Origin of the sequence: uncultured Lacinutrix sp. (assembly GCF_947500605.1) — a bacterium.
In the GTDB taxonomy this organism is placed as follows: Bacteria; Bacteroidota; Bacteroidia; order Flavobacteriales; family Flavobacteriaceae; genus Lacinutrix.
Genome location: NZ_CANMSJ010000002.1, coordinates 385,339 through 410,205, shown reverse-complemented (window position 1 = coordinate 410,205; position 24,867 = coordinate 385,339). Strand labels below are relative to the sequence as shown.

The 24,867-nt window shown below is 30.2% G+C and carries 22 protein-coding genes; 18 read left to right on the top strand and 4 right to left on the bottom strand.

What is annotated here, in order from left to right:
* The 8 genes from Q0935_RS04985 (at position 1) to Q0935_RS04950 (ending at position 10,465) form a co-directional block, all read left to right on the top strand.
* Positions 1-1,020: an ATP-grasp domain-containing protein gene (locus Q0935_RS04985; RefSeq protein WP_299382944.1), complete on the top strand. Its 1,020-nt coding sequence runs from the start codon at positions 1-3 to the stop codon at positions 1,018-1,020.
* Positions 1,021-1,028: 8 nt separating this feature from the next.
* Positions 1,029-1,595 carry a sugar transferase gene (locus tag Q0935_RS04980; RefSeq protein WP_299382941.1) on the top strand — a complete coding sequence of 189 codons (567 nt, stop codon included), beginning with the start codon at positions 1,029-1,031 and terminating at the stop codon, positions 1,593-1,595.
* Between the two features lie 4 nt (positions 1,596-1,599).
* Positions 1,600-2,736, top strand: coding sequence for an aminotransferase class I/II-fold pyridoxal phosphate-dependent enzyme (locus Q0935_RS04975; RefSeq protein ID WP_299382938.1), 1,137 nt, complete (start codon positions 1,600-1,602; stop codon positions 2,734-2,736).
* A 1,117-nt stretch (positions 2,737-3,853) separates the two neighbouring features.
* A complete protein-coding gene (locus tag Q0935_RS04970; RefSeq protein WP_299382935.1) occupies positions 3,854-5,818 on the top strand; it encodes a nucleoside-diphosphate sugar epimerase/dehydratase in 1,965 nt (654 codons plus the stop codon).
* A 73-nt stretch (positions 5,819-5,891) separates the two neighbouring features.
* Positions 5,892-7,190 (top strand): UDP-glucose/GDP-mannose dehydrogenase family protein, encoded by a 1,299-nt coding sequence (locus Q0935_RS04965; RefSeq protein WP_299382933.1) that lies wholly within the window; start codon positions 5,892-5,894, stop codon positions 7,188-7,190.
* Positions 7,190-8,182 carry a UDP-glucuronic acid decarboxylase family protein gene (locus tag Q0935_RS04960; protein WP_299382930.1) on the top strand — a complete coding sequence of 331 codons (993 nt, stop codon included), beginning with the start codon at positions 7,190-7,192 and terminating at the stop codon, positions 8,180-8,182. Before Q0935_RS04965 ends, Q0935_RS04960 begins: the two co-directional genes overlap by 1 nt.
* Before the next feature lie 3 nt (positions 8,183-8,185).
* Positions 8,186-9,595 (top strand): exopolysaccharide biosynthesis polyprenyl glycosylphosphotransferase, encoded by a 1,410-nt coding sequence (locus Q0935_RS04955; RefSeq protein ID WP_299382927.1) that lies wholly within the window; start codon positions 8,186-8,188, stop codon positions 9,593-9,595.
* A 90-nt stretch (positions 9,596-9,685) separates the two neighbouring features.
* On the top strand, positions 9,686-10,465 hold the full coding sequence (locus Q0935_RS04950) for a glycosyltransferase family 2 protein (RefSeq protein WP_299382923.1): 780 nt from the start codon (positions 9,686-9,688) through the stop codon (positions 10,463-10,465).
* Here Q0935_RS04950 and Q0935_RS04945 read toward each other — a convergent pair.
* On the bottom strand, positions 10,446-11,771 hold the full coding sequence (locus Q0935_RS04945; protein ID WP_299382916.1) for a phenylacetate--CoA ligase family protein: 1,326 nt from the start codon (positions 11,769-11,771) through the stop codon (positions 10,446-10,448). The two genes, Q0935_RS04950 and Q0935_RS04945, sit on opposite strands and share 20 nt — an antisense overlap.
* A 136-nt stretch (positions 11,772-11,907) precedes the next feature.
* Between Q0935_RS04945 and purD the strand changes: the two genes are divergently transcribed.
* Positions 11,908-13,179 carry a phosphoribosylamine--glycine ligase gene (gene purD, locus Q0935_RS04940; RefSeq protein ID WP_299248796.1) on the top strand — a complete coding sequence of 424 codons (1,272 nt, stop codon included), beginning with the start codon at positions 11,908-11,910 and terminating at the stop codon, positions 13,177-13,179.
* A gap of 17 nt (positions 13,180-13,196) precedes the next feature.
* Here the strand turns inward: purD and Q0935_RS04935 are convergent, their stop codons facing one another.
* A complete protein-coding gene (locus Q0935_RS04935) occupies positions 13,197-13,424 on the bottom strand; it encodes a hypothetical protein (protein WP_055436236.1) in 228 nt (75 codons plus the stop codon).
* Positions 13,425-13,468: 44 nt separating this feature from the next.
* Here Q0935_RS04935 and Q0935_RS04930 point away from each other — a divergent pair, with 44 nt between their 5' ends.
* Positions 13,469-14,392, top strand: coding sequence for a DUF6427 family protein (locus tag Q0935_RS04930; RefSeq protein WP_299382913.1), 924 nt, complete (start codon positions 13,469-13,471; stop codon positions 14,390-14,392).
* Here the strand turns inward: Q0935_RS04930 and upp are convergent.
* Positions 14,381-15,040 carry a uracil phosphoribosyltransferase gene (gene upp, locus Q0935_RS04925; protein WP_299382911.1) on the bottom strand — a complete coding sequence of 220 codons (660 nt, stop codon included), beginning with the start codon at positions 15,038-15,040 and terminating at the stop codon, positions 14,381-14,383. The genes Q0935_RS04930 and upp overlap by 12 nt on opposite strands.
* Before the next feature lie 74 nt (positions 15,041-15,114).
* Here upp and Q0935_RS04920 point away from each other — a divergent pair, with 74 nt between their 5' ends.
* Positions 15,115-15,720, top strand: coding sequence for a DUF4254 domain-containing protein (locus tag Q0935_RS04920; RefSeq protein WP_299382908.1), 606 nt, complete (start codon positions 15,115-15,117; stop codon positions 15,718-15,720).
* Positions 15,721-15,824: 104 nt separating this feature from the next.
* The gene (locus Q0935_RS04915) at positions 15,825-16,841 is read left to right on the top strand and encodes a glycosyltransferase family 9 protein (RefSeq protein WP_299382906.1); all 1,017 of its coding nucleotides are present in this window, start codon (positions 15,825-15,827) and stop codon (positions 16,839-16,841) included.
* 217 nt (positions 16,842-17,058) lie between these two features.
* On the opposite strand, the gene Q0935_RS04910 is transcribed toward Q0935_RS04915, so the two are convergent.
* Positions 17,059-18,114, bottom strand: coding sequence for a ferredoxin--NADP reductase (locus Q0935_RS04910; protein WP_299382903.1), 1,056 nt, complete (start codon positions 18,112-18,114; stop codon positions 17,059-17,061).
* Positions 18,115-18,221: 107 nt separating this feature from the next.
* On the opposite strand from Q0935_RS04910, the gene Q0935_RS04905 reads away from it, so the two are divergent.
* The 6 genes from Q0935_RS04905 (at position 18,222) to Q0935_RS04880 (ending at position 24,827) form a co-directional block, all read left to right on the top strand.
* Positions 18,222-18,560 carry a PadR family transcriptional regulator gene (locus Q0935_RS04905; RefSeq protein ID WP_299248823.1) on the top strand — a complete coding sequence of 113 codons (339 nt, stop codon included), beginning with the start codon at positions 18,222-18,224 and terminating at the stop codon, positions 18,558-18,560.
* On the top strand, positions 18,560-19,207 hold the full coding sequence (locus Q0935_RS04900) for a hypothetical protein (protein WP_299382900.1): 648 nt from the start codon (positions 18,560-18,562) through the stop codon (positions 19,205-19,207). The genes Q0935_RS04905 and Q0935_RS04900 overlap by 1 nt, the downstream gene beginning before the upstream one ends.
* 1 nt (position 19,208) lies before the next feature.
* Positions 19,209-19,898, top strand: coding sequence for a hypothetical protein (locus Q0935_RS04895; RefSeq protein ID WP_299382897.1), 690 nt, complete (start codon positions 19,209-19,211; stop codon positions 19,896-19,898).
* A gap of 47 nt (positions 19,899-19,945) precedes the next feature.
* Entirely contained in the window at positions 19,946-21,418 is a 1,473-nt protein-coding gene (locus Q0935_RS04890) for a DUF5687 family protein (protein ID WP_299382893.1), read from the top strand.
* A gap of 24 nt (positions 21,419-21,442) precedes the next feature.
* Positions 21,443-22,150: an ABC transporter ATP-binding protein gene (locus Q0935_RS04885; protein WP_299382890.1), complete on the top strand. Its 708-nt coding sequence runs from the start codon at positions 21,443-21,445 to the stop codon at positions 22,148-22,150.
* 127 nt (positions 22,151-22,277) lie between these two features.
* Positions 22,278-24,827 (top strand): tetratricopeptide repeat protein, encoded by a 2,550-nt coding sequence (locus tag Q0935_RS04880; protein ID WP_299382888.1) that lies wholly within the window; start codon positions 22,278-22,280, stop codon positions 24,825-24,827.
* Positions 24,828-24,867 lie beyond the last annotated feature (40 nt).

Sequence of the window (24,867 nt, the reverse complement as noted above, 5' to 3'; positions counted from 1 at the left end):
ATGAATATACTTTTTACTTGCGCAGGACGCAGAAACTATTTAATAAACTATTTTAAAAAAGCATTAAAAGGTAATGGAAAAGTTTTTGCAGCCGATATGCAAGCAACAGCGCCTGCCTTAATCGATGCGGATGTAGCAATTATCGCACCTTCTATTTATGATGATTCTTATATAGATTTTTTAAAACAAACTATAGAAGAGAATAATATTAAAGCAATTATTTCTTTAAATGATTTAGAGTTACCGATACTATCAAAAAATAAAGAAACTTTAGAAGTTTTAGGTGCAAAAGTAATAGTATCAAACCCTAATGCTATTAATATTGCATTTGATAAATGGGAAACTGTTAAGTTTTTAGAAAACAACAATCTTAAAACACCAAAAACGTTCATCGAACTTTCGTTAGCAAAAACAGCACTTAAAAATGGTTCTTTAAAATTTCCTGTAGTTGTAAAACCAAGATGGGGAAGTGCATCAATTGCGGTAGATTTTGCTGAGGATGAAGAGGAATTAGATTTAGTATATAAGCTTCAAACCAATAAGCTTAAAAAAAGTATTCTTGCAAAAGCGAGTAAAGATGATCTTGATAGAGCAATTCTTATACAGGAAAAGATAAAAGGAGTAGAATATGGAATGGATGTTCTTAACGATCTAGAAGGTAATTATTATAACAGCTTCGTTAGAGAAAAACTATCTATGAGATCTGGAGAAACAGATAAGGCTATCTCTGTAATAAATTCAGATTTAAGTAATATCGGTAGTACTATTGGTAGTCAATTGAAACATATAGGTAATTTAGATTGCGATGTTTTTTATGATGGTAAAGACTTTTATGTATTAGAATTAAATCCTAGATTTGGAGGTGGTTATCCTTTTTCTCACGAGGCAGGAATAAATACACCAGCAATTTATTTAGATTGGTTAAGTGGAGAAACTAATATAGATAAACATAATAAATATAAAGATGGTATTGCTTTTGCTAAATGCGATAGATTACTTGATATTACAAAAGGCTTATAGTTTTTTAAATGGTAAAAAGAGTGTTTGATATTTTTATAAGCTTAATTGGCTTAATTTTTATATCGCCACTCTTTTTGGTGCTTATTATATTTAGCGCCATAGACACTAGTTCAAATGGCTTTTTTTTGCAAATAAGAATAGGAAAAGAAGGCAAGAAGTTTCTCATTTATAAAATAAGAACATATCATGCAATAAATCATACGCTTTCAAATTATGGAAGATGGCTTAGAAAAAGTAAATTAGACGAAATACCTCAGTTAATAAATATATTAAAAGGAGAAATGAGTTTAGTTGGCCCTAGACCAGATGTTGAAAAAGCATACGATAAACTATCAGTAGAGCATAAAAAGATAATGTGTTTAAAACCTGGAATAACAAGCTTAGCAACGTTAAAATATTATAATGAAGAGTACCTTTTAAGAAATGTTGAAAATCAAAAGGATTATATTGATAAAGTAATTTTTCCTGACAAAGTAAGAATGAATATGTATTATTTTTACAACCAATCAATAGTCTTAGATATAAAAATATTAATTAGAACTATAATAGTAGTAATTTTTAAAAATAAACAATAAACTAATGCAAAATAAAATCTGGCTTTCTTCTCCACATATGGGAGGGAATGAGCAAAAATACGTGCAAGAAGCTTTTGATACTAATTGGATTGCTCCTTTAGGACCAAATGTAAATGGTTTTGAGAAAGATTTAGAAGAATATCTAGGTAATGATTCAAAAGTTGCTTGCCTGTCATCAGGAACAGCTGCATTACACTTAGCATTAGTTTTAGCAGATGTAAAACTAAATGATGAGGTTCTTTGTCAAAGTATGACCTTTTCTGCATCAGCAAACCCTATAACTTACCAAGGTGCAAAACCAGTGTTTGTAGATAGTGAATTAGATACTTGGAACATGTGTCCAATACATTTAGAGAATGCTATAAAAGAAGGTATTTCTAAAGGTAATAAACCCAAGGCAATAATTATTGTTCATTTATATGGTATGCCTGCAAAAATGGATGAAATTTCTGCAATAGCTAAAAAACACGAGATTGTACTAATAGAAGATGCTGCTGAAGCATTAGGTTCAACTTATAAAGGTCAAAAATGTGGAACTTTTGGAGATTATGGAGTGTTATCCTTTAATGGAAACAAAATAATAACAACTTCGGGAGGAGGAGCATTGGTTTGTAAAACTGAAGAATCTAAGCAAAAAGCAATATTTTTAGCAACTCAAGCTAGAGATAATGCTCCACATTATCAACATTCTGAGATTGGTTTTAATTATAGAATGAGTAATGTTTTAGCCGGAATTGGTAGAGGCCAAATGGAGGTCTTAGATAAACATATTGGTTTACGTAGAGAGATGAATCAGTTTTATATAGAGATATTTAAAAATATTGAGGGTATAGACGTATTTGTAGAACCATCAACAGATTATTTTTCAAACCATTGGTTAAGTTGTATTACTATTGATGAACAAAAAACAGGATTCTCAAGTGAGTATATACGTTTAAAACTATTAGGAGATAACATAGAGTCTCGTCCATTATGGAAACCAATGCATTTACAACCAGTTTTTAAAAGCAGTATGTATTTTGGTAACTTAGTATCAGAGAAGTTGTTTAATAATGGTTTGTGTTTACCATCCGGATCAAATTTAACTAGTAAAGAAAGAGAACAAATTAAAGAATCAATATCTTTAGTATTAAAAAGATAAATATTGATTGTATTTGTAATAATATTACTTGGTATCGTTTTAAAAACGAGTTATCGTAATCCGGATTTTAAAAGTAAAAATTACCTATTTTTATTTTTAACTATTGTTGCCATACATGCATTTGCCTTTTTTATTAATTACAAGTTTCTTAAAGGTGTAGATACTAGAGTTTTTTATAACAGAGCTATAACATCAACAGATTGGTTTGCCTTATTTAAAATTGGCTCAAGATCGATGTCATTTATAATATATCCATTGACTAAATTCGGATTTAATTATTTTGATATTAGTTTGCTCTGTTCTATAATTAGTTTAAAAGGTTACTTTATATATTTAAATTTATTCCTTAAAAAAGGAAAACAATTAGGCATTTACCATTTCTTATTAATTATATTTTTCTGTTACCCTTCTCTTCATATTTGGACAACTTCTTTATATAAGGAATCTATTTTATTTACGTTAATGGCAATAATTTTAAAACAATTATGGAGTATAAAACCTTTTAACTATAAATTACTTTTTTCAATTCTAATAATTACTTTAATAAGGCCTTATATCTCTCTAATTATAATTTTATCAATTATAATTATTTATCATAAAGTAATAATAAAAGAATATAAAGTAGCAAGTTTACTTTTACTATCACTAATTACTATTATAGCAGTAAAATTCCTGAATATTTTAAATTTATCAAGCTTTAAAAATAATTTCGAGAAATTAATTACTTATTCAAGTAGCAACGGTAACTCTTCTATCGATTTGTTGAACTCAAATTATTTTGAGCGCTTTTTGTTAGTATTATTTCGACCGTTTTTTTTTGATTCTAAAACCTTATTTCAGTTTTTTGTTTCAATTGAGAACTTTGTACTCGCAATCATATTAATGATTTTTGCGTATAAAATATATCATCTAAAACCCAGGTTTAGTTTAATAGATAAGCATATTCGTTTTGCTTTACTTTTTTCCATAATGTGCATTTTGTTTTATTCAATCTATATGTATAACCTAGGCTTAGCCAGTAGAATGCGAGTAATGTTTCTTCCTTTTTTATTAATTGGAATGTTTAATATGTTAAGCTTAAAAAAAATGTAGTATTTTTGTAGTAATTATACCTCAAATGTTTAGAAAACTTAAACAAGCACTTTTTCAAGTTTTAGAATCTAGTCGTAAAAAAATAGATTTCAAAAATATAAGTTATTTGCCAAGATGGGCAATACTATGTTTCGATAGTACTATATTGTTAATAGCCCTAATTGTTACAAAAATAATTATTGGAAATTTACAAAATAAGAATCTCTATTTTTCATATTTTCCCTCAAGCCAAGAATTAATTGTAATAATAGTAAATGTTCTATTTTTTATCTTTTTTAGAACCTATGCGGGTTTAATTAGGCACTCAACATTTATAGATGCTGTAAAATTCTTTTTAGCTTCTGCAGCAACATTAATAACTACTCTAGGAATACATTACGTATACTTTTTAATTACTAAGAGGAGTGTTTTTTTAGTGCCAGAAATTTTAGTTTACGCAATAATTTCATTTTGTGGATTATTCCTTTTTAGAATATTAGTAAAATATGTTTTTGAAGCTTATGTTAGTTATCAGGAAGAAGAGGATCAATTAAATGTATTAGTTTTTGGAACAGATGAAAATGCAATAGCAATTGCATCTGCTTTAAAGTCAGAAAAACCTTCACGTTATAAAGTATTAGGTTTTATCGATAAAGCAGGTAAAAATAAAAGTAAAGAAATATTAGGTCTGCCAATTGTTCACTTGCATAGAAAAGCAGCTGTTACTTTAAGAGCCAACAGTGCACAAGCTATAATTCTTGCCGATAGTAGCCTAACAAAAGAAGAAAGTATTGCAATTGTAGATAACTGTCTAGAGTATAATTTTAAAGTCTTTAGAGCACCTTTAATTTCAGATATTGAAACTAATAAAAGCTTATCTACTCAAATTGAAAAAATTCAAATTGAAGATATTCTTGAAAGAGATCCAATAAAATTAGACAATAAATTAGTTGCTAAAGAAATTTATAACAAATGTATTTTGGTTACTGGAGGAGCAGGATCTATAGGTAGTGAAATTGTAAGACAAGTTGCAAATTACAAACCTAAAAAACTACTTATTTTAGATAATGCAGAAACACCATTATACAAAATTCAACACGAAATAAATCAAAATTTTCCAAATTTAGATTTTGAAGCTGTTATTTCAGATGTAAGAAATAGAGACACAATCGATGCTGTTTTTCAAATGTATAATCCAGATGTTGTTTATCATGCTGCCGCATATAAACATGTACCGTTAATGGAAAAACACCCATCTCAAGCGGTGTTTGCAAATGTAATTGGCTCTAAAAACGTTGCAGATATGGCACATAAATACAGTGCCGAAAAATTTGTTATGGTGTCTACAGATAAAGCTGTAAACCCAAGTAACGTTATGGGAGCATCTAAACGTATTGCAGAGATTTATATTCAAGCACTTCAAGGAAAATTAAAAGCAGATAGCAAATCTACAACTCAATATGTAACTACTAGGTTTGGTAACGTTTTAGGATCAAATGGATCTGTGGTACCATTATTTAAAAAGCAAATTGAAGAAGGTGGTCCATTAACAATAACGCACCCAGATATTATTAGATATTTTATGACTATTCCAGAAGCCTGTCAACTAGTAATAGAAGCAGGAGCAATGGGAAATGGAGGAGAAGTTTTTATCTTTGATATGGGAGAGGCTGTGAAAATTATAGATTTGGCTAAAAAAATAATCCGTTTAGCTGGGTTTACACCTTATAAAGAAATAGATATTAAAGTTATAGGCTTAAGACCTGGTGAGAAGTTATACGAAGAGTTACTTAACGACAAATCGGAAACATTACCAACATACAACGAAAAAATAATGATAGCTAAAATTAAAAGCCATGATTATGAGTTTGTAAACAATTTAATTCTGGATCTTGCAGCTATTGCAGAAGATGGTAGTAAAAATGAAATAGTGCTTAAAATGAAAGACATTGTGCCTGAGTTTTTAAGTATGAATTCAGATTTTGAGAGATTGGATAAAAAAATAGTTTAATAATAAATAATACATTTTTAAACGTTTCATTTATATGAAGCGTTTTTTTTAATATTATAGAATAAGTATTTAAATGAAAATAGCAGTAATTGGTACAGGATACGTAGGTTTAGTTACAGGAACATGCCTAGCAGAAACAGGAAACGATGTCCTTTGTATAGATATAGATGAGAATAAAGTTAAGCAAATGCAGCAAGGTCAAGTGCCTATATACGAGCCGCACTTGGATGTTTTGTTCGAAAGAAATATTAAAGCTAACCGTTTAAAATTCTCAACGAGTTTAGAGGAAGGTTTAGAGCATGGTGATATTATATTTTTAGCCTTGCCAACCCCAGAGGATGACGATGGATCTGCCGATTTAAAGTATATTTTAGGTGTAGCCGATGATATTGGAAAACTAATTAAAGATTATAAAGTTATAGTCGATAAAAGTACTGTTCCAGTAGGTACATCAGAAAAAGTAGAGGCTGCAATTGCTAAAAATGCAACTGTAGATTTTGATGTAGTATCTAATCCTGAATTTTTAAGAGAAGGTTTCGCTGTAGACGACTTTTTAAAACCAGAACGTATTGTTGTTGGAGCAAGTAGTGATAAAGCCATTAAATTAATGGAAAAACTATATAAACCATACGTGCGATCAGGAAACCCAATTATTGTAATGGACGAGAAGTCTGCAGAGCTTACTAAGTACGCTTCTAATGCTTTTTTAGCAGCTAAAATTACTTTTATGAACGAGATTGCTAACTTTTGTGAAAAAGTAGGAGCAGATGTCGATAAAGTTAGAATAGGTATGGGAACAGATTCTAGAATTGGAAAACGTTTCCTTTTTCCTGGAATAGGTTATGGAGGTTCATGCTTTCCAAAAGATGTAAAAGCACTTCATAAATCTGGATTAGAGAATAATTATAATTTTCAAATTCTTGATGCGGTTATAAATGTTAATGCAAGACAGAAATTGGTTTTAATTCCTAAAATTGAAGCACATTTTAATAATGACTTAAAAGGAAAAAATATTGCTATTTGGGGATTAGCATTTAAGCCCGAAACTGACGATATTCGTGAGGCGCCAGCACTTTATATGATTGATAGTTTATTAGAATCTGGAGCAAACATTACAGCCTTCGATCCAGAAGCTATGCCAAATGTAAAAAGAAGACTTGGAGATAAAATAACATACAAAGAAAGCATGTACGAGGCTTTAGAAAATGCAGATGCTTTAGTAATTTGTACAGAATGGAGTATTTTTAGAACTCCTGATGTTGATAAGATGAAGGAAGCTATGAATGGTAGTGTTATTTTTGATGGTAGGAACTTATACGATGTAAAAGATATTGAAAACGAAGGATTTAAATATATATCAATAGGAAGATAATGGGTTTAAAAACAGTATTAATAACAGGAGCAGCAGGTTTTTTAGGATCTCATTTATGCGATAAATTTATTAAAGAAGGTTATCAAGTTATCGGTATGGATAACTACATTACTGGAGATAAAAAAAACCTAGCTCACCTTCAAGAGCATGCTAATTTTAGTTTTATCGAACATGATATTACCGAATTTATAGAGATTGAAGGTAGTGTAGATTATATATTACATTTTGCATCACCAGCAAGCCCTATAGATTATCTTAAAATACCAATTCAAACACTAAAAGTAGGTTCTTTAGGTACGCATAACTTATTAGGTTTGGCAAAAGCAAAAGGTTCTAGGTTGCTTATAGCATCTACATCAGAAGTCTATGGAGATCCATTAGTACACCCTCAAACCGAAGATTATTATGGTAATGTTAATACCATTGGACCAAGAGGTGTGTATGATGAAGCTAAACGTTTTCAAGAATCTATCACTATGGCTTACCATAGATTTCATGGAATAGAAACTAGAATTGTTCGTATTTTTAATACTTACGGACCAAGAATGAGGCTTAACGACGGTCGTGTTATACCTGCTTTTATGGGTCAAGCACTACGTGGTGAAGATTTAACAATTTTTGGTAAAGGTTTACAAACGCGTTCTTTTTGTTATGTAGACGATCAAGTGGAAGGTATTTATAGATTGCTTCTAAGCGATTATAGCTATCCGGTTAATATTGGAAACCCACATGAAATTACAATAAAAGACTTTGCCGAAGAGATTATTAAACTTACAGGTACAAATCAAAAAGTAATTTATAAAGATTTACCAGTAGACGATCCTATGCAAAGACAGCCAGATATTTCTCTAGCTAAAAAAATATTGAATTGGGAGCCAAAAGTAGGAAGAGCTGAAGGAATGAGAATTACTTTCGATTATTTTAAAAACCTGAGTGATGATGAGCTTTATAAAAGTGAACATAAAGACTTTTCAGGCTATAATAATAAATAGTAAATGGAATATGTACGCGGAAGATATTCGTGGTTAATAAGACCTATTTTGATGTCTTTCGACATCTTTATTGTTAATCTTCTTGCATATTACTTTTTAAACTTTAACGAAGAAAATCTTCATTTTTTTTCTTCTACAGTTTTTAACAACAAGCATTTGTTATATGTAGCATATAGCATTGTTTTTTGGCTTTTGTCCACTTCGTTTATTAGCTTCTATAATGTTTATAGATATACATCTGTACTGAATATATTATCATTATTAATTAAGCAATTTTTAATATTTTCGTTTTTAGTCTATGCTTTTATTGGTGCTTTTAGAAGTGTTAATATCCAAGCTTTTGTAACCTTTAAATATTTAGTATTTACTTTTGCAATTATTGGTTTTGTTAAGCTTCTAAGCTATTACTTGCTTAAAGCTTATCGATTAAAACTAAAAGGAAACGTTCGTCGTGTTATTATTATTGGTGACACCGATGGAGCAAATGAATTAAAATCGATATTTAATAATAAAAAGGAATTAGGGTATAAACTATTAGCTAGATTTAGTAACGTTAAATCAAAAGGTATTACTGGAGATATAAAAGAAAGTTTTAAATTTCTAGAAGAGAATAGTGGTATCGACGAAATTTACTGTGCTATGGATGAGCTTTCAGAAAATCAAGTAAACGATTTTGTAAAATATGCTAATATTCATCATTGTAATATTAAATTTATACCAGAAACTAAAAAGCTTTTTTCTAAGCGACTAAAGACAGACTTTTATAATTATCTTCCTGTATTATCGATAGAAGAAGTAGCTTTAAATCATGATTTTAATAAATTAGTTAAGCGCACTTTCGATGTTTTTTTTTCAATATTTATTATTGTTTTTCTCTTATCTTGGGTTTCTGTTATTCTATTTATTTTAATAAAATTGGAGTCTAAAGGGCCATTATTTTATAAACATAAACGTAACGGCATTAACTATAAAGAGTTTAATTGTTATAAGTTTAGATCTTTAAAAACAATTAAAGAAGTAAAAGGAACTTATGTACAGCAAAACGATACACGCGTTACCAAAATAGGTAAGTTTTTACGTAAAACAAGTATAGACGAGTTACCTCAATTTGTTAATGTGCTATTTGGAGATATGTCTGTCGTTGGGCCAAGACCACACATGCTTTCTTATACCGAAGAATACTCAAAAAAAATAGATAAGTATAATTTTATTTTCCGCCACCATGTTAAACCAGGTGTTACAGGTCTTGCTCAAATAAAAGGCTATAGAGGAGAGATTAAGAATGACGAAGACATAATAAACCGTATTAAATTCGATAATTTTTATATTGAAAATTGGTCGATATTATTAGATCTTAAAATTATTATTCAAACTGCTTTAAATATTTTTAAAGGAGAAAAAAAAGCCTATTAATTTTGAAACGAGCATGTTAAAAAAGGTATACCCATAAGAGATTATTAATAGCGAACAACATGTGACAATTTAAAAAAATAAAATAAACATATGAAAGCACTCGTCTCAATAATTACTCCACTTTATAATTCCGAAGCATTTATTGGCGAAACCATTAAATCAATATTAAACCAAACCTACACGAATTGGGAGTTGCTTTTAATAGACGATTTTTCTACAGATAATACTATTAGTATTGTAAATGATTTCATATTTAAAAATGAGAATATTAAGCTTATTACAAACGAAACAAATCAAGGAGCAGCAATATCTAGAAATAAAGGAATAATGGCAGCAAAAGGCGATTATATCGCTTTTTTAGATGCGGACGATCTTTGGAAACCCGAAAAACTAGACAAACAAATAGCATTCATGCAAAATCAAGATTGCGATGTTTGTTTTTGCAGTTACGAGCAAATAGACGAATTTGGAAAACCTCTTAATAAATTGGTAAAGGCATTACCGATTTTATCATACAAAAAATATTTAAAAAGCAATTACATTGGTAATTTAACCGGAATATATAACGCAAAGAAACTAGGTAAAATTACATCGCCTAACCTGCGTAAACGCCAAGATTGGCTATTATGGTTAAATGCTATAAAAGCTTCAGGAAAACCAGCTAAAAGTGTACAAGAATCTTTAGCTTTTTATCGTGTTCATAAAAACGCGATGTCTTCAAATAAGATTGCTTTATTAAAGCATAACTATTGGGTTTATAAAAAAGGTTTGGGTTTTTCTACTTTAAAAGCAATCTACAGTATGCTTATATTTCTTTGGGAACACTTTTTTGTAAAAAAGAAGCAAACAATTACTTTACGTAAGAAATAAACTGCTTTACTTTTCCGCTTTTTGTCCGTTCTAAGCTATCCTTTCTTTCAAAAGAGACATTTAAACCTGGTTCTAAATAATCGTCTAAAGCTTTTTTAACAGTTGCTTTTTGAGCTTCTGTAAGCGCTTCTTCGGCAACATAACTTACTTTAAACGTATCGAGTTTAAATTGCTCTAACATAAATTCTTTTATTTTCGAAGCATCTTCAATAACAGTTTTTGTTACGTAGTACATAGTAAAACCTGCTGCAGTTTTTCCACTAGGTAAATTTAAAGTATCGTTAGTTCTTCCTGCTAAAGATTCTAAAATAGGTTTACTTAAAGTGCTTTGCTTAGACAATGTACCAATATCACCTATATCGTAGCGAATAAAAGGATGCGCTTTATTGTAGAGTGCTGTAATTACTATACGACCTTGCTCTCCAAGAGGCAAAATAATATTGTTTTCGTCTAAAATTTCAACAAATAAATCATCATTATTTATTAACCATTCATCTTTTTTATTTTGAAACGCTATTAGGCCTAATTCTGCACAGCCATACTCGTTAATTACAGGAACTCCAAATTGTTTTTCCAGCAGTTTTTTATCATTTTCAAATAAAGTTTCAGAAGTAGCAATACACGCTTTTAAACTTTCACATTTATCTTTTAAAACAATATTTTCTCTTTCTAGATATTTTCCAAAAAGGCTTAAGGCATTAGAGTAGCCATATAGATATTCATAATTAGATTCGCTAAATAATTTAACATTTTTAGAAAGCTGTTTGTCGCTCATATCAAAAACCGAGAAACGAAACCTATTACTAAGTTTGTCTTTTAAGCGCTCTTTATAATAACTTATTTTATCTAACGGAATTCCATAAAAACGAGCTTGTTTAGAGGTGTTTAAATCTAAATTATGCCAACTGTATCTATCCATAAATATAGACCAAGATAAAGCATGGCAAAATTGATCTTTAGCAAAAGATAGTGGGTAGCCAGAAGAGCCTGAAGTATTATTAATCTGACAATTTTTTTCTGAATAGCCTTTGGAAATTCTATTTTTTAAAGGCTGTTGTAAATTACGTTTAGTTAGAACAGGAATACTATTCCAATCTTTAGCGTTTGCATTACTAACAAACGATTTGTAAAACGGATTATGTTCTAAGTGATACTCTACAATTTTGGCTCTTTTATTAAGAACATATTGCTCTTTATCTTTGGCGTTTAAAGCTTTAATATTTTCTAAAGCCAGCTTCGCTTTTTTAATAGGAAAGCCTTTTAGTTTTAAAGAAAGATCAAATAGATTCAATTGTAATAGTTTCAAATAATAGAAATGTAAATTAAAGAAATATTATTTAATATCCGTTCCTTTTTAAAGGAAGGTAGATTTCAATTGAAAAACTAAATTTGAGATGCTTTTTTTAATTCAAAACAGTATTTTTGTACAAACAACTACAACTATGAATATTTTAATACTAGGTTCTGGAGGAAGAGAACACACAATCGCTTGGAAACTTGCACAAAGTAACAAATGTCGCAATTTATATGTAGCACCTGGAAACTCAGGTACAGCTGCAATTGCAACTAACGTTCCTGTAGGTGTAACAGATTTTCAAGCCATTAAAGAAGTAGTATTAAATAACCACATTACTATGGTTATTGTTGGGCCAGAAGATCCTTTGGTACTAGGTATTCATGATTTCTTTTTAGAAGACGAAGCGCTTAAAAATGTTGCCGTTATTGGGCCGCAAAAAGCTGCTGCAGAACTAGAAGGTAGTAAAGAGTTTGCTAAAGAGTTTTTATTTAGACACAACATCCCTACTGCTGCTTACCAAAGTTTTAATGCAAGTACTGTAGAAGAAGGTTATGCTTTTTTAGAAACGCTAAATCCTCCATACGTATTAAAAGCCGATGGATTAGCTGCAGGAAAAGGAGTTGTAATATTAGAAGATATAAACGAAGCTAAAGCAGAGTTAAAAGCTATGCTTGTAGATGCAAAATTTGGTGACGCGAGTACAAAAGTTGTTATCGAAGAGTTTTTAGATGGTATAGAATTAAGCTGTTTTGTATTAACAGATGGTAAAAACTATAAAATTTTACCTACTGCTAAAGATTATAAACGCATTGGAGAAGGAGATACTGGTTTAAATACTGGTGGAATGGGAGCTATTTCTCCTGTGCCTTTTGCAGACGATGTTTTTATGTCTAAGATAAAAGAGCGTGTTGTTATTCCAACAATTAACGGTTTTCAAAAGGATAACTTACCTTATAAAGGTTTTGTGTTTATTGGTTTAATAAAAGTTGGAGACGATCCTTTTGTTATAGAATACAATGTGCGTTTAGGTGATCCAGAAACGGAAGTAGTATTACCACGTTTAAAAAATGATTTAGTTGAAGTTTTTCAGGCTGTTGCTAACCAAACTTTAGACAAAATTAATATAGAAATAGACGAGCGTGCTGCTACAACAGTTATGCTAGTGTCTGGTGGTTATCCTGAAGCCTACGAGAAAGGAAAAGAAATTTCTGGTATAGAAAATATAGAAGGTTCTATTGCTTTTCATGCAGGAGCACAACTTAAAGATAATAAGGTTGTAACCTCTGGAGGACGTGTTATGGCAATTACTAGTTACGGTGAAACGTACCAAGAGGCCATAAAAAAATCTTATCAAAATATAGAAAAACTACACTTTGATAAGATGAATTATCGAAAAGATATTGGTTTCGATTTATAAACTAAATAAATTAGTTTCTATAAAAAAGAATGCGAAGAGATACTTTTATCTTCTTCGTTGTTGCTGTCAAATTTCTTTAGTTGTAACATCCAGTAAACCATTGCTACTGCACATATAATCATAAAGAACCAGTTAATGCCATTTGCAAGAAACCAGTTTTCTAGCTCTAGTGCTCTAAGTGCGTCTAAAGGTGCAAATGCAACATTTACAAAAAAGTCCTGTAGAGCGTAAAATAAATCTTTCATAAGAATAGTAGTATATTTAAAAGACAAAAATACAAAAACCGATAATGATAACAAGTTTTTTTAGTAAATCTAAACCAATTAATTTTTTAATTGTTTTTTTACTGTCCTTATTAGCTTTATTTGTAGCGATATATAAGTACTCTATTTTTACTTTTAATGTAGTGTCGGTTTCTAAATTAGCAGCTGTTTTTTTATGCTGTTTTTTATCCGTTTTATTAGTAGATTTTATAGTTGCTAAAAACTCGTTATCTCAAAAAGGTAATGCAGAATTATTGCTCTTTAGCCTATTTTTACTAGCTGTTCCACAGGTGTTTTTAGATTGGGAAATTATCTTATCTAATTTTTTAATACTTCTAGCTTTTAGAAGAATTATTAGTTTAAGAACACAAAACGAACACATAAAAAAACTATTTGATGCTAGCTTTTTAATTGGTTTTGCAAGTCTGTTTTACTTTTGGTCGCTCCTCTTTTTTATATTAATTTTTATTGCATTATTATTTTACGCAGAATCTGATGTCAAAAAATGGATTGTACCATTTGTAGGTTTACTTACAATAACCATAATATCTATAGGTCTTTCTATAGTTGTAAACGACGATTTTGGCTCTTTGTTAAATATTAATACATCAGTTGGATTTAACTTTAATGCCTATAATTCTGTACAATTTATTGTTGCTATAACCATGTTTTTATCTTTTGGTTTATGGGCTTCCATTTTTTATTTAAGAGACATTAACAAGAAAATGAAAACCTATAGAGCAGCATACAAGATTGTATTTGTAGCTTTTTTAATTGCAACAACTTTAGTAATTATTGCTCCAAAAAAGAATGGAAGTGAATTTTTATTCTTGTTCGCTCCATTAGCTATTATTATATCAAACTACATAGAAACCATTGAGGAAAAATGGTTTAAAACGTTGTTTGTACTTTTGCTTTTGGTAATTCCATTGGTGTTATTAATGCTGTAGTTTAACACCAAAAGCTAAATCACCTGCATCACCCAATCCAGGTACAATATATCCTTTATCATTAAGGTCTTTATCTATTGTTGCAATCCATAAATGTGTGTTTTCTGGAAAATTTTCAGCAATAAAATCTATGCCTTCTTGCGCGCCAACTACCGCTGCTAAGTGTATTTCATTGGGTGTTCCAAATGGTTTTAAGGCTTCAAAAGTGGCAAGTAAAGATTGTCCTGTTGCTACCATTGGATCTGCAAGAATTAGTGTTTTACCTTCTAAGTCTGGACAAGCAAGATATTCTACAATAATTTCAAATGATTCTGGGTTTTCTAAATGATGTCTGTAAGCAGAAATAAAAGCGTTTTCGGCTTTGTCAAAATAGTTTAATAAACCATTATGTAAAGGAACTCCTGCTCTTAAAATAGAACACAATACTATTTCGTTTTCAATAGCTTGTACTTCAGTTTCTGCTAAAGGCGTGGTTATTTGTTGTGTTTTATAACTTAAAGATTTACTTATTTCATAGCTTAAAACTTCACCTATACGCTCTATATTTCGTCTAAAACGCATACTGTCTTTTTGAACGTTTACGTCTCGTAATTCGGAAACAAAAGTATTTAAAATTGAATTTTCTTCAGATAAATTGTGAATATGCATTGTTTTGAATATAAGTATTGAATGGTAAAGTTAAATATTTATGCGTAATTTTACAGTCATAAAAATAAATCAATATGTTTTCAAATAAAGCGAATGCTATTTTTCAAGATGTAATAGCAACATACCATAAAATAAATACTGTAGACCAGCCGTTTACTAATAAATATGATAAAACAGATTTATTAGAGCATTTGTTATATAGAAAATGTTGGATAGATACTGTACAATGGCATTATGAAGATATTATTCGTGATCCACAAATAGATCCAGTTGCTGCCTTAACGTTAAAGCGTAAGATTGATGCTTCTAACCAAGACAGAACAGATATGGTAGAGTATATTGATAGTTATTTTTTAGAAAAATACAGTGACGTTACATCAAAAGAGAATGCAACTATTAATACAGAAAGCCCAGCTTGGGGAGTCGATAGACTTTCTATTTTAGCGCTTAAAGTATACCACATGGAAGAGGAAGCAACTAGAGAAGATGCAACCGATGCGCATAGAGCTGCATGCCAAACAAAACTTGATATTTTATTAGAACAGCGCGTAGATTTATCTACAGCTATAGATACATTATTAGAAGATATAAGTAATGGTGATAAATACATGAAAGTATATAAGCAAATGAAAATGTATAATGACGATGAGCTTAATCCTGTACTAAGAGGATTAAAGTAGTCTTATTGCTTTCTCTAACTTTATAAATACTCCTTTCCTTTAATTTAAAGAAAGGAGTATTTTAATTTTACAGCTTAAATTTTAAATAAAAAGACAACAAGGCTATGCCCAAACAAAAACATATTTTAGTAATTAGACTCTCTGCAATGGGTGATGTTGCAATGTCTGTTCCTGTTTTACGTGCTTTTTCTCAACAACACCCTAATATTAAACTTACTGTTTTAACACGAGAATTCTTTAAACCTTTTTTTAGAGACTTAGAAAACGTTACTGTTTTCTCTGCAGATTTAAAAGGAAGGCATAAAGGCTTTTTAGGATTATATAAACTGTCTAAAGAGTTGAAGATTTTAGGTGTAGATCAAGTTGCAGATTTACATAACGTTCTAAGAACAAAGGTTCTTAAGTTTTTTTTCTTCGGAAAAACCTTTAAGCAAATTAATAAAGGACGAGAAGAAAAGAAAGCTTTAGTTGAAGGCCATAAATTTGAGCAACTTAAAACCACTCACGAACGTTATGCAGATGTTTTTAGGAATTTAGGCTATACTATCAATCTTTCTAATCCTAGTTTTCCTGAGCAAGCTAAATTAGACCAAAGCACACAAGAGCTCTTAGGGAAAGATATTAAAAACTGGATTGGTATAGCTCCTTTTGCACAATATCAGTCTAAAATGTATCCTTTAGATTTGTTAGAGCGTGTTATTGCAATATTATCTAAAACGCATAAAGTTGTATTGTTTGGAGGCGGTAAAAAAGAAGTTGAAACTTTAAATACCCTCCAAAATAAATATGATAATGTTATTAATCTAGCAGGAAAACTGTCTTTAGATCAAGAGCTAAATGTTATTTCTAATTTAGATGTTATGTTATCTATGGATTCTGGTAATGCACATATTGCAGCAATGCTAGGTAGAAAGGTAATTACGATATGGAATGTTACACATCCTTATGCTGGATTTGCACCATTTAATCAAAACGAAAGCTATAATCTATTGGCAAATAGAGTTCAGTTTCCATTAATCCCTACGTCTATTTATGGTAATAAGTATCCGGAAAATTATAAAGAAGCTGCAAGGACAATTGCTCCAGAAACTGTAATAAAGAAAATAGAATCTGTGTTGTAAAAAAAAAAGCCTCACTTAAAAAAGTGAGACTTATAGGTTTTATAACGTTTTAAATATATCTACTGTTTTATCCCTTAAACTAACAAATTTTAGCGTTACAACCTGCTACAAATCTATGTAGTTTGTCGGGATAATTCTATTATAATAATTTTATTATTCGGTATTTCGATAAAATGAATAAAAAACAAGGTAAAATACTGTTTTTAACGTTTTTCTATTAAACGTCATCATAATCTACGACAATTTTAGAGCTTACAGGTTGTGCTTGACAAGTTAAAATTAAGCCTTCTGCTACCTCATTGTCTGTTAAAATATTGTTTTGTCTCATAGTTGCTTCTCCTTCTGTAACTCTAGCAATACAACTACTACAAATACCACCTTGGCAAGAGTAAGGAGCATCTAAGTCTTTGTCTAAGGCAGCTTCTAAAATAGTTTGAGATTGAGGCATAATAAAGGTTGCTTCTTCATCGTCTACTATTACCTTTATTTCTGTCTCTCCAGTGTTTACAGTGTTTTCTATTGCTTGCTCTGTTTTTGCAACTTTAAAAAGCTCGAATAGTACTTTGTCTTTAGCAACATTGTTTTCAGTTAAAACATCTTTTACTGTATGTATCATGGCTTCTGGGCCACAAAGGTAAAAAGCATCTATAGTAGTATGCTTGTATTTGTTTTTTACAATAAGATTAACTGTACTCTTTTCTATACGACCAAATAAGGCGTCTTCTTCTTGAGACTGACTAAACACAAATTTAGTATCAAAACGTGCTTTGTATTCGTGATGAAGTTTTAGTATTTCATCAAAAAAGATAGTGTCTTTAGTCGTTTTGTTGCCATAAACCAATACAAATGTACTGTTTGGTTCTTCTTCCAAAACGGCTTTAGCAATACTTAATACTGGAGTAATACCACTACCAGCAGCAAATGCAGCTATTGTTCTAGTTTTTGAGCTGTCTGGAGTAAAAGTAAAGCGACCTTGAGGTGCTGCAACCTCTAAAACATCTCCTTCTTTTAAAGTGTTATTTGCATATTTAGAAAATGTACCGTTTTCAACTTCTTTAACCGCTACAGTAATGTCTCCACTTTTTGGCGATGAACATAAAGAATAGTCTCTACGTACTTCTTTTTCATTTATTGTAGCTTTAAGTGTAATGTATTGTCCAGCAGTAAAGCTAAACGTCTGTTTTAAATCTTCAGGAATATTAAAACTTAACGTCACACATTGCTCTGTTTGACGTGTTATATTCTTTATTGATAATTTATGAAAATGTGACATGTGTTTATTTTTTGTAAAAATAGTGAAGCTTGAAACCAATTAAAATCAATTAAGGAAAAAATAATACCTAAGTTTTACATGCATAAGAAAATTATGTATATTTGATTATGAGTAATTCTAAATTATACAAAGGCAGTTTAACTACCATTATTTTAAAGCTTTTAACCGAAAGTGATAAAATGTATGGGTACGAAATCACTCAAAAAGTTAAGGAGTTAACTAAAGGTGAATTAAAAATAACCGAAGGTGCATTGTATCCTGCGTTGCATAAACTTGAAGCCGAAGGTTTGCTAGATGTTGAGGTTAAAAAAGTAGATAACCGTTTACGAAAATATTATAAGTTAACAGAAAACGGAACTAAAGAAACAGCAAATAAATTAGAAGAGTTAGCAAGCTATATTGCTACTATGCAAGCGTTGGTTAATCCTAAATTTAATTTAGAATAATGGAAAAACTAAAGAAAGAACATTTACAGTTTATTGATAATTATTTAGATAACTCAGATATTGTTTATGCAGATATTCGTATGGAAATGACGGATCACGTAGCATCGGAGATTGAAAATAGAATGGATGCTGATAATGAATCTTCATTTTATGATGTCTTTAAAGTATATATGGTTGAAAATAAAGCCGATTTGTTAAGTGATAATAAGAAATATATTAATTCTGTAGTAAGTAGGAATTCAAAATTGATATTCAAAGAATTGGTTTGTTTTAAAACATTAATTGTCTTCCTATTACTTGTGTTTTTATTAAACAACTATTTGGTGGGTTCTATTATAATATCACCTAAATATCTATTTGCTGTTCCTGTGTTTTCAGTATCAATTATTGGGGTAGTTTATTTTATTGGTTCAAAAGCATTTAATCTTTCAAGGTTTTCTGGTGTAGAAAGATTAGGTTTTATGTACTATATTTTATTTCAATTTTTACATATGATCTCAATTATTACTCAGTCAAGAATAGAAAGTTTAAACAGTCTGTTTGTTACTGCATTATTTGCATTGTGTATTACCTTAATTTACGTGTTTGTAAAAGTTACAATTAAAGTAATGAGTATGTATTACAATATAAATCTATTGCATAACTAATATGAAATTAAACAAACTTGAAATACAAGACCTATACGCTTTTACAAGAAAGCACTATGTAGTATATTATGATTTACAAACAGAACTTGTAGATCATTTAGCAAACGATATTGAAGCTATGTGGGAAGAACAACCACAATTATCTTTTGAAGACGCCAAAACTAAAGCCTTTAAAAAATTCGGTATTTTTGGGTTTATGGAACCAATCGAACAAAAGCAAAAGGCTATGAATAAAAGGTATATGCGCTATTTGTGGACAGAACTTAAAAAATGGTTTGCATTACCTCAAATTGTAATAACCATTACCATGTTTTTAGCGTTTTATTTAGCTTTTACAACAGATTATGCCATATACTTTGTTTTTGGATTCTATATTTTAATTGCTGTTTGGAGTGGTTATAAGGGTGTGCATTTAAAAAGACAATTTAAAAAAAGAAAAGAAGTTTCCGATAAAAAATGGATGTTAGAAGAAATGATTTTTAGACAAGCCAGTGGTTCATCTTTCTTTTTATTATTACAGCTTCATAATGTCTTTAATGTCTCTGATGGTTTTTCAGATAATAATTATATAGTATTGTCAGTTGCAAGTATTTTTACTTTCTTAGTTTTAATAAGCTATATAAGCTTAGAATTACTGCCAGGAAAAGCAGAGGAGCTAATAAATGAAACCTATCCAGAATTTTCTTTGTAACAATTTCTATATTTTTGATACTTATCTATTAAACCAAACCATAAACTATGTTTAAAAAATTTCTAAGTTTAGAGTGGAAGCAGTTTCGTCGTGCTTCTTACTTTAAAAAAGGTCTTGCTATCAAAATTTTAATGGCCTTTATAGTGCTTTATTTTGGAGGTATAGCTTTAGCCTTTGGAGCAGGTGTCTTTTTTATTGCTAAAAAAGCAATACCAGATGTAGACCCAATAGAAACGGTTAATAAGTTTCTTATATTTTGGTTTTTGTTCGATTTGCTCTTCCGTTACTTTATGCAACAATTACCGGTAATGAACGTAAAACCGCTAATGGTAATCCCTATAAAAAGAAGTACTGTTATTCATTTTTTACTTGGTAAAACGAGTATTTCATTCTTTAATATTTTACCACTCTTTATTTTTATACCATTTAGCATTGTTATGTTATTTCATGGCTATCCTGTGCTTAATGTTTTAGGCTGGTTTGTTTCGGTTGTGGCCATAACGCTATGTTTAAATTTTACTAATTTTTTAGTGAATAAAAACAATGTCGTTTTCTATAGTATACTAACTGTTTTAGCCGTGTTTGTAGGATTAGAATATTACAATATTTTTAAAATATCGGAACCTATTGGTAACGCGTTCAATGTCTTATATAACAACCCATACATTGCAATTTTACCAATAGGAATTTTAGTTTTACTTTATAAAGCCACATTTAATTTTATTAAAAAAGGATTTTATTTAGACGATGCTGTTTCTAAAAAAGTAAAAGAAGTAAATGCAACAGATTTATCTTGGCTTAATCGTTTTGGAAGTGTTGCACCTTTTATTAAAAATGATGTGAAGCTAATTTGGAGAAATGTAAGACCAAAACAAGTAATGATGATGTCGTTTATGTTTTTATTCTATGGCTTATTTTTCTTCACACAAGATACTTACAGAGAAATGCCTGCGCTTTTAGCTTTTGCATCTATGTTTATAACAGGTGGGTTTTTAATTTCATTTGGTCAATTAGTACCATCTTGGGATAGCGAGTATTATAAAATGCTAATGAGCCAAAATATACCATACAAGCAATATTTAGAGTCTAAGTGGTATTTAATGGTTTTTGCAGTAATTATCTCTTTTATTTTAGCAACACCTTACATTTATTTTGGATGGGATATTTATGCCATGATTGCTGCAGGAGCAGTGTTTAATGTAGGTTTAAACTCATTTATTACATTATTTGGAGGTGCGCTTAACAGAGTACCAATAGAGCTTAATGTTAAAGCGAAGGCGTTTAGTAATACTAATGGGTTTAATCCTGTTCAGTTATTAATTAGTTTACCAAAAGTGTTTTTACCAATGATTTTGTTTTACATACCATATAAGCTTATTGGCTTTAATGCAGGACTTATTACAATAGCTTTAAGTGGCGTTTTAGGTATTGTATTTAGAAAGTATATTTTCAATTTTATTGTTAATGTCTATAAAAAAGGAAAGTACAAAACCATTGCCGCTTTTTCAGAAAAAAAATAACCAACAGTTAAACGTATTACAATCATGATAAAAACATCAAACCTTATAAAAACATACAACGAAGTAACCGTTTTAAATATAGAAAATTTAGAAATTCCCAAAGGTCAAAGTTTCGGATTAGTAGGAAACAATGGTGCTGGTAAAACAACCTATTTTAGTTTGTTATTAGATCTTATTCAACCAACAACTGGATCTATAAAAAGTAAAGACGTGCTAGTTAGTGAGAGTGAAGATTGGAAACCATTTACTTCTGCTTTTATAGATGAAAGCTTTTTAATTGGTTACTTAACTGCCGAAGAATATTTTTATTTTATTGGTGAACTTAGAGGTCAAAACAAGCAAGATGTAGATGCGCTTTTAGCTCAGTTTGAAGATTTCTTCCATGACGAAATTCTAAACAAAAAGAAATATCTAAGAGACTTAAGTAAAGGAAACCAAAAGAAAGCTGGTATAGTTGCTGCTCTTATTGGTAATCCGGAAGTAATAATTTTAGACGAACCTTTTGCAAATTTAGATCCAACAACACAAATTAGATTAAAAGGGATTATTAAAGATTTAGCACAAACAAAAGGAGTTACTGTTTTAGTTTCTAGTCACGACTTACTCCACGTTACAGATGTTTGCGAACGTATTGTAGTTTTAGAAAAAGGAGAAGTAATAAAAGATTTAGCTACCAATCCTGAAACTTTAAAAGAGTTGGAAGCACATTTTTCGGGAGTAGCTGAGGTTTAATTTTCTTATTGGATTGTTGCTAATAATTAGTAAATTCAAAAAAGATGCTTATTTTTACGTGCTTATCTAAGGGTTAACAATATTCGATTAAGTTTAAAGTTATCTAATTAGACTAAATACAACACCGTTGAAAACAGTAAAAAAATCCATATTACTTCTAGCAGTTTCTGCCTTAATAATAACCAGTTGTTCGCGTAAAAACGACAGTTTTATTAGTAGAAACTACCACGCTGTAACTACAGAATATAACACATTATATAATGGTTTTATTGCCTTAGAGAAAGGACGTGAAACTCTTAATGAGGCTTATAGAGATAACTATTGGGATATTTTACCCGTAGAGCGCATGCAAATTCTTGATGAAATTGTAATGCCTGGGCAGTCTAAAAACGCAAACTTTACTACAGCAGAAGAGAAAGCAGTAAAAGCCATCCAGAAACATGGCATGAATATTCAAGGAAAAGAATATAATCCACAAATAGACGAAGCTTATCTTCTTTTAGGTAAATCTCGTTATTTCGATCAGCGTTTTGTTCCAGCTTTAGAGGCTTTCAACTATATTTTATATAAATATCCAGCGAGTAGTAATATCAATCAAGCACGAATTTGGAGAGAAAAAACCAACATGCGCCTTGAGAATGATGAGTTGGCTATTAAAAATATTAAAACGCTTTTAGAACAAGAAGAACTTGAAGGTCAAGATTTGGCAGATGCAACTTCTACAATTGCTCAAGCATATATAAACACAAAATCTTTAGATAGTGCTTTAACGCAAATTGTAATTGCTGCAGAGTCTACAAAAAAACGTAACGAAGAAGGTAGATATTACTTTATTCAAGGTCAGTTGTATAATGCGCTTCAAGATAAAGATAGTGCAAATATTGCTTTTGATAAAGTAATAGATTTAAACCGAAAAATCCCTCGTAAATACCTAGTAAGCGCGCACGTAGAAAAAGCTAAAAACTTTGATTACGAAAAAGGAAATAAACTTGAGTTTATAGAGCATTTAACAAAGCTAGAAGAAGATAGAGAAAACAGACCTTTTTTAGATCAAATCTATCATCAAATAGCACAATACCATGTTAAGCAAAATGTAGATTCTTTAGGCATTGCTTATTACAACAAATCTATTCGCACCAATTCTCAAGATAAAATTCTAATGTCAAGAAACTACGAGATTCTTGGCGATATGAGTTTCGATGTTAACAACTACAAAGTAGCAGGTGCTTATTACGATAGTACCATGACTAAAATGGTAGAAAACAGTAAGTCATATAGAACTATTAAGCGTAAAAGAGAAAACCTAGACGATGTTATTTATTACGAAGGAGTTGCTGAGGTAAACGATAGTATTTTGCGTTTAGTTAAAATGAATGATAATGCAAGACAAAGTTATTTTGGAAATTATGTTGCCAAATTAAGAGAAGAGAAAGCAGCAGAAGTAGATCGTTTAGCTATAGAGGAACAGAAAAAAGGATTGGCACAAAATAATGCAGGTCAAACACAAAGTAATTCTTTTAAACCAAAAGGAGGATTACCATCGGCATCAAGCTTTTATTTCTATAATGACCAAACAGTTGCATACGGTAAAAACGAATTTCAACGTATTTGGGGAGATAGAGAAAATACAGATAATTGGAGATGGTCAGACGGTTCTAGAGCTGCTCAAATTATAACAAGTTCTAATATATCTACCGAGAGTACAGAAGACGATCAATTACTAGATATAGATTATTATATAGCACAGATTCCTTCGGAAGAAAAAGCGATAGATAGCATATCTAAAGAACGCAATTTTGCATATTACCAACTAGGATTAATATATAAGGAGAAGTTTAAAGAGTACGACTTGGCAAAATCTAAGTTTACCGATTTGTTAAACAACAATCCAGAAGAGCGTTTAATACTTCCTGCAAAGTATAATTTGCTAAAAATGTATGAGACTTTAGGTAGAACTGCAGAAAAGGATATTCTTAAAAATGAAATCATTACTAATTATCCCGATTCTCGTTATGCGAAAATATTAAGTAATCCAGAAGCAGCATTAGCAAAAGACGATAGTAGCCCAGAAAGTATTTATGAAGATACTTATAAGCAGTTTGAAGCTCAAGAATTTGAAGCTGTTATAAAAAAGTGTGTAAAGTATATTGGAACCTTCGAAGGAGATGATATAGTGCCAAAATTTGAGTTGCTAAAAGCTTTTGCAAAAGGAAGGTTACATGGGTTTGAAGCTTACAAACAAGCAATTAATGAGGTTGCTGTAAATTATGCTAATACTCAAGAAGGAATTCAGGCACAAGCGATTTTAGATACATCTATAAGAGGATTAGAAAAATCAGACTTTGAGGATGATACTACAGCGACAAAATGCAAAGTAGTATATCAATTCTCTAGTTCAGCAAAAACTGAAATAGATGCTTTTAAAAAGGCTTTAGACGAAACATTAAGCGAAGCAAAATACAATAACATGTCTACATCTATAGATGTTTACAGTAAAGATAAAACCTTTGTTGTTGTACATGGATTAAGAAGTATAGAAACAGCAAAAGGATTTATAGATTTATTTCCTTCAGAATTGAAGAATAAAATTGATCGTCCATTTTTTGGAATTTCAACTAATAATTACAGAACGCTTCAAATTCATAAAAATTTACAAGCTTACTTAACTAACCAATAATACCGAATAAAAAGCAATCTGTTTAGGGTTCTTTTAAAGT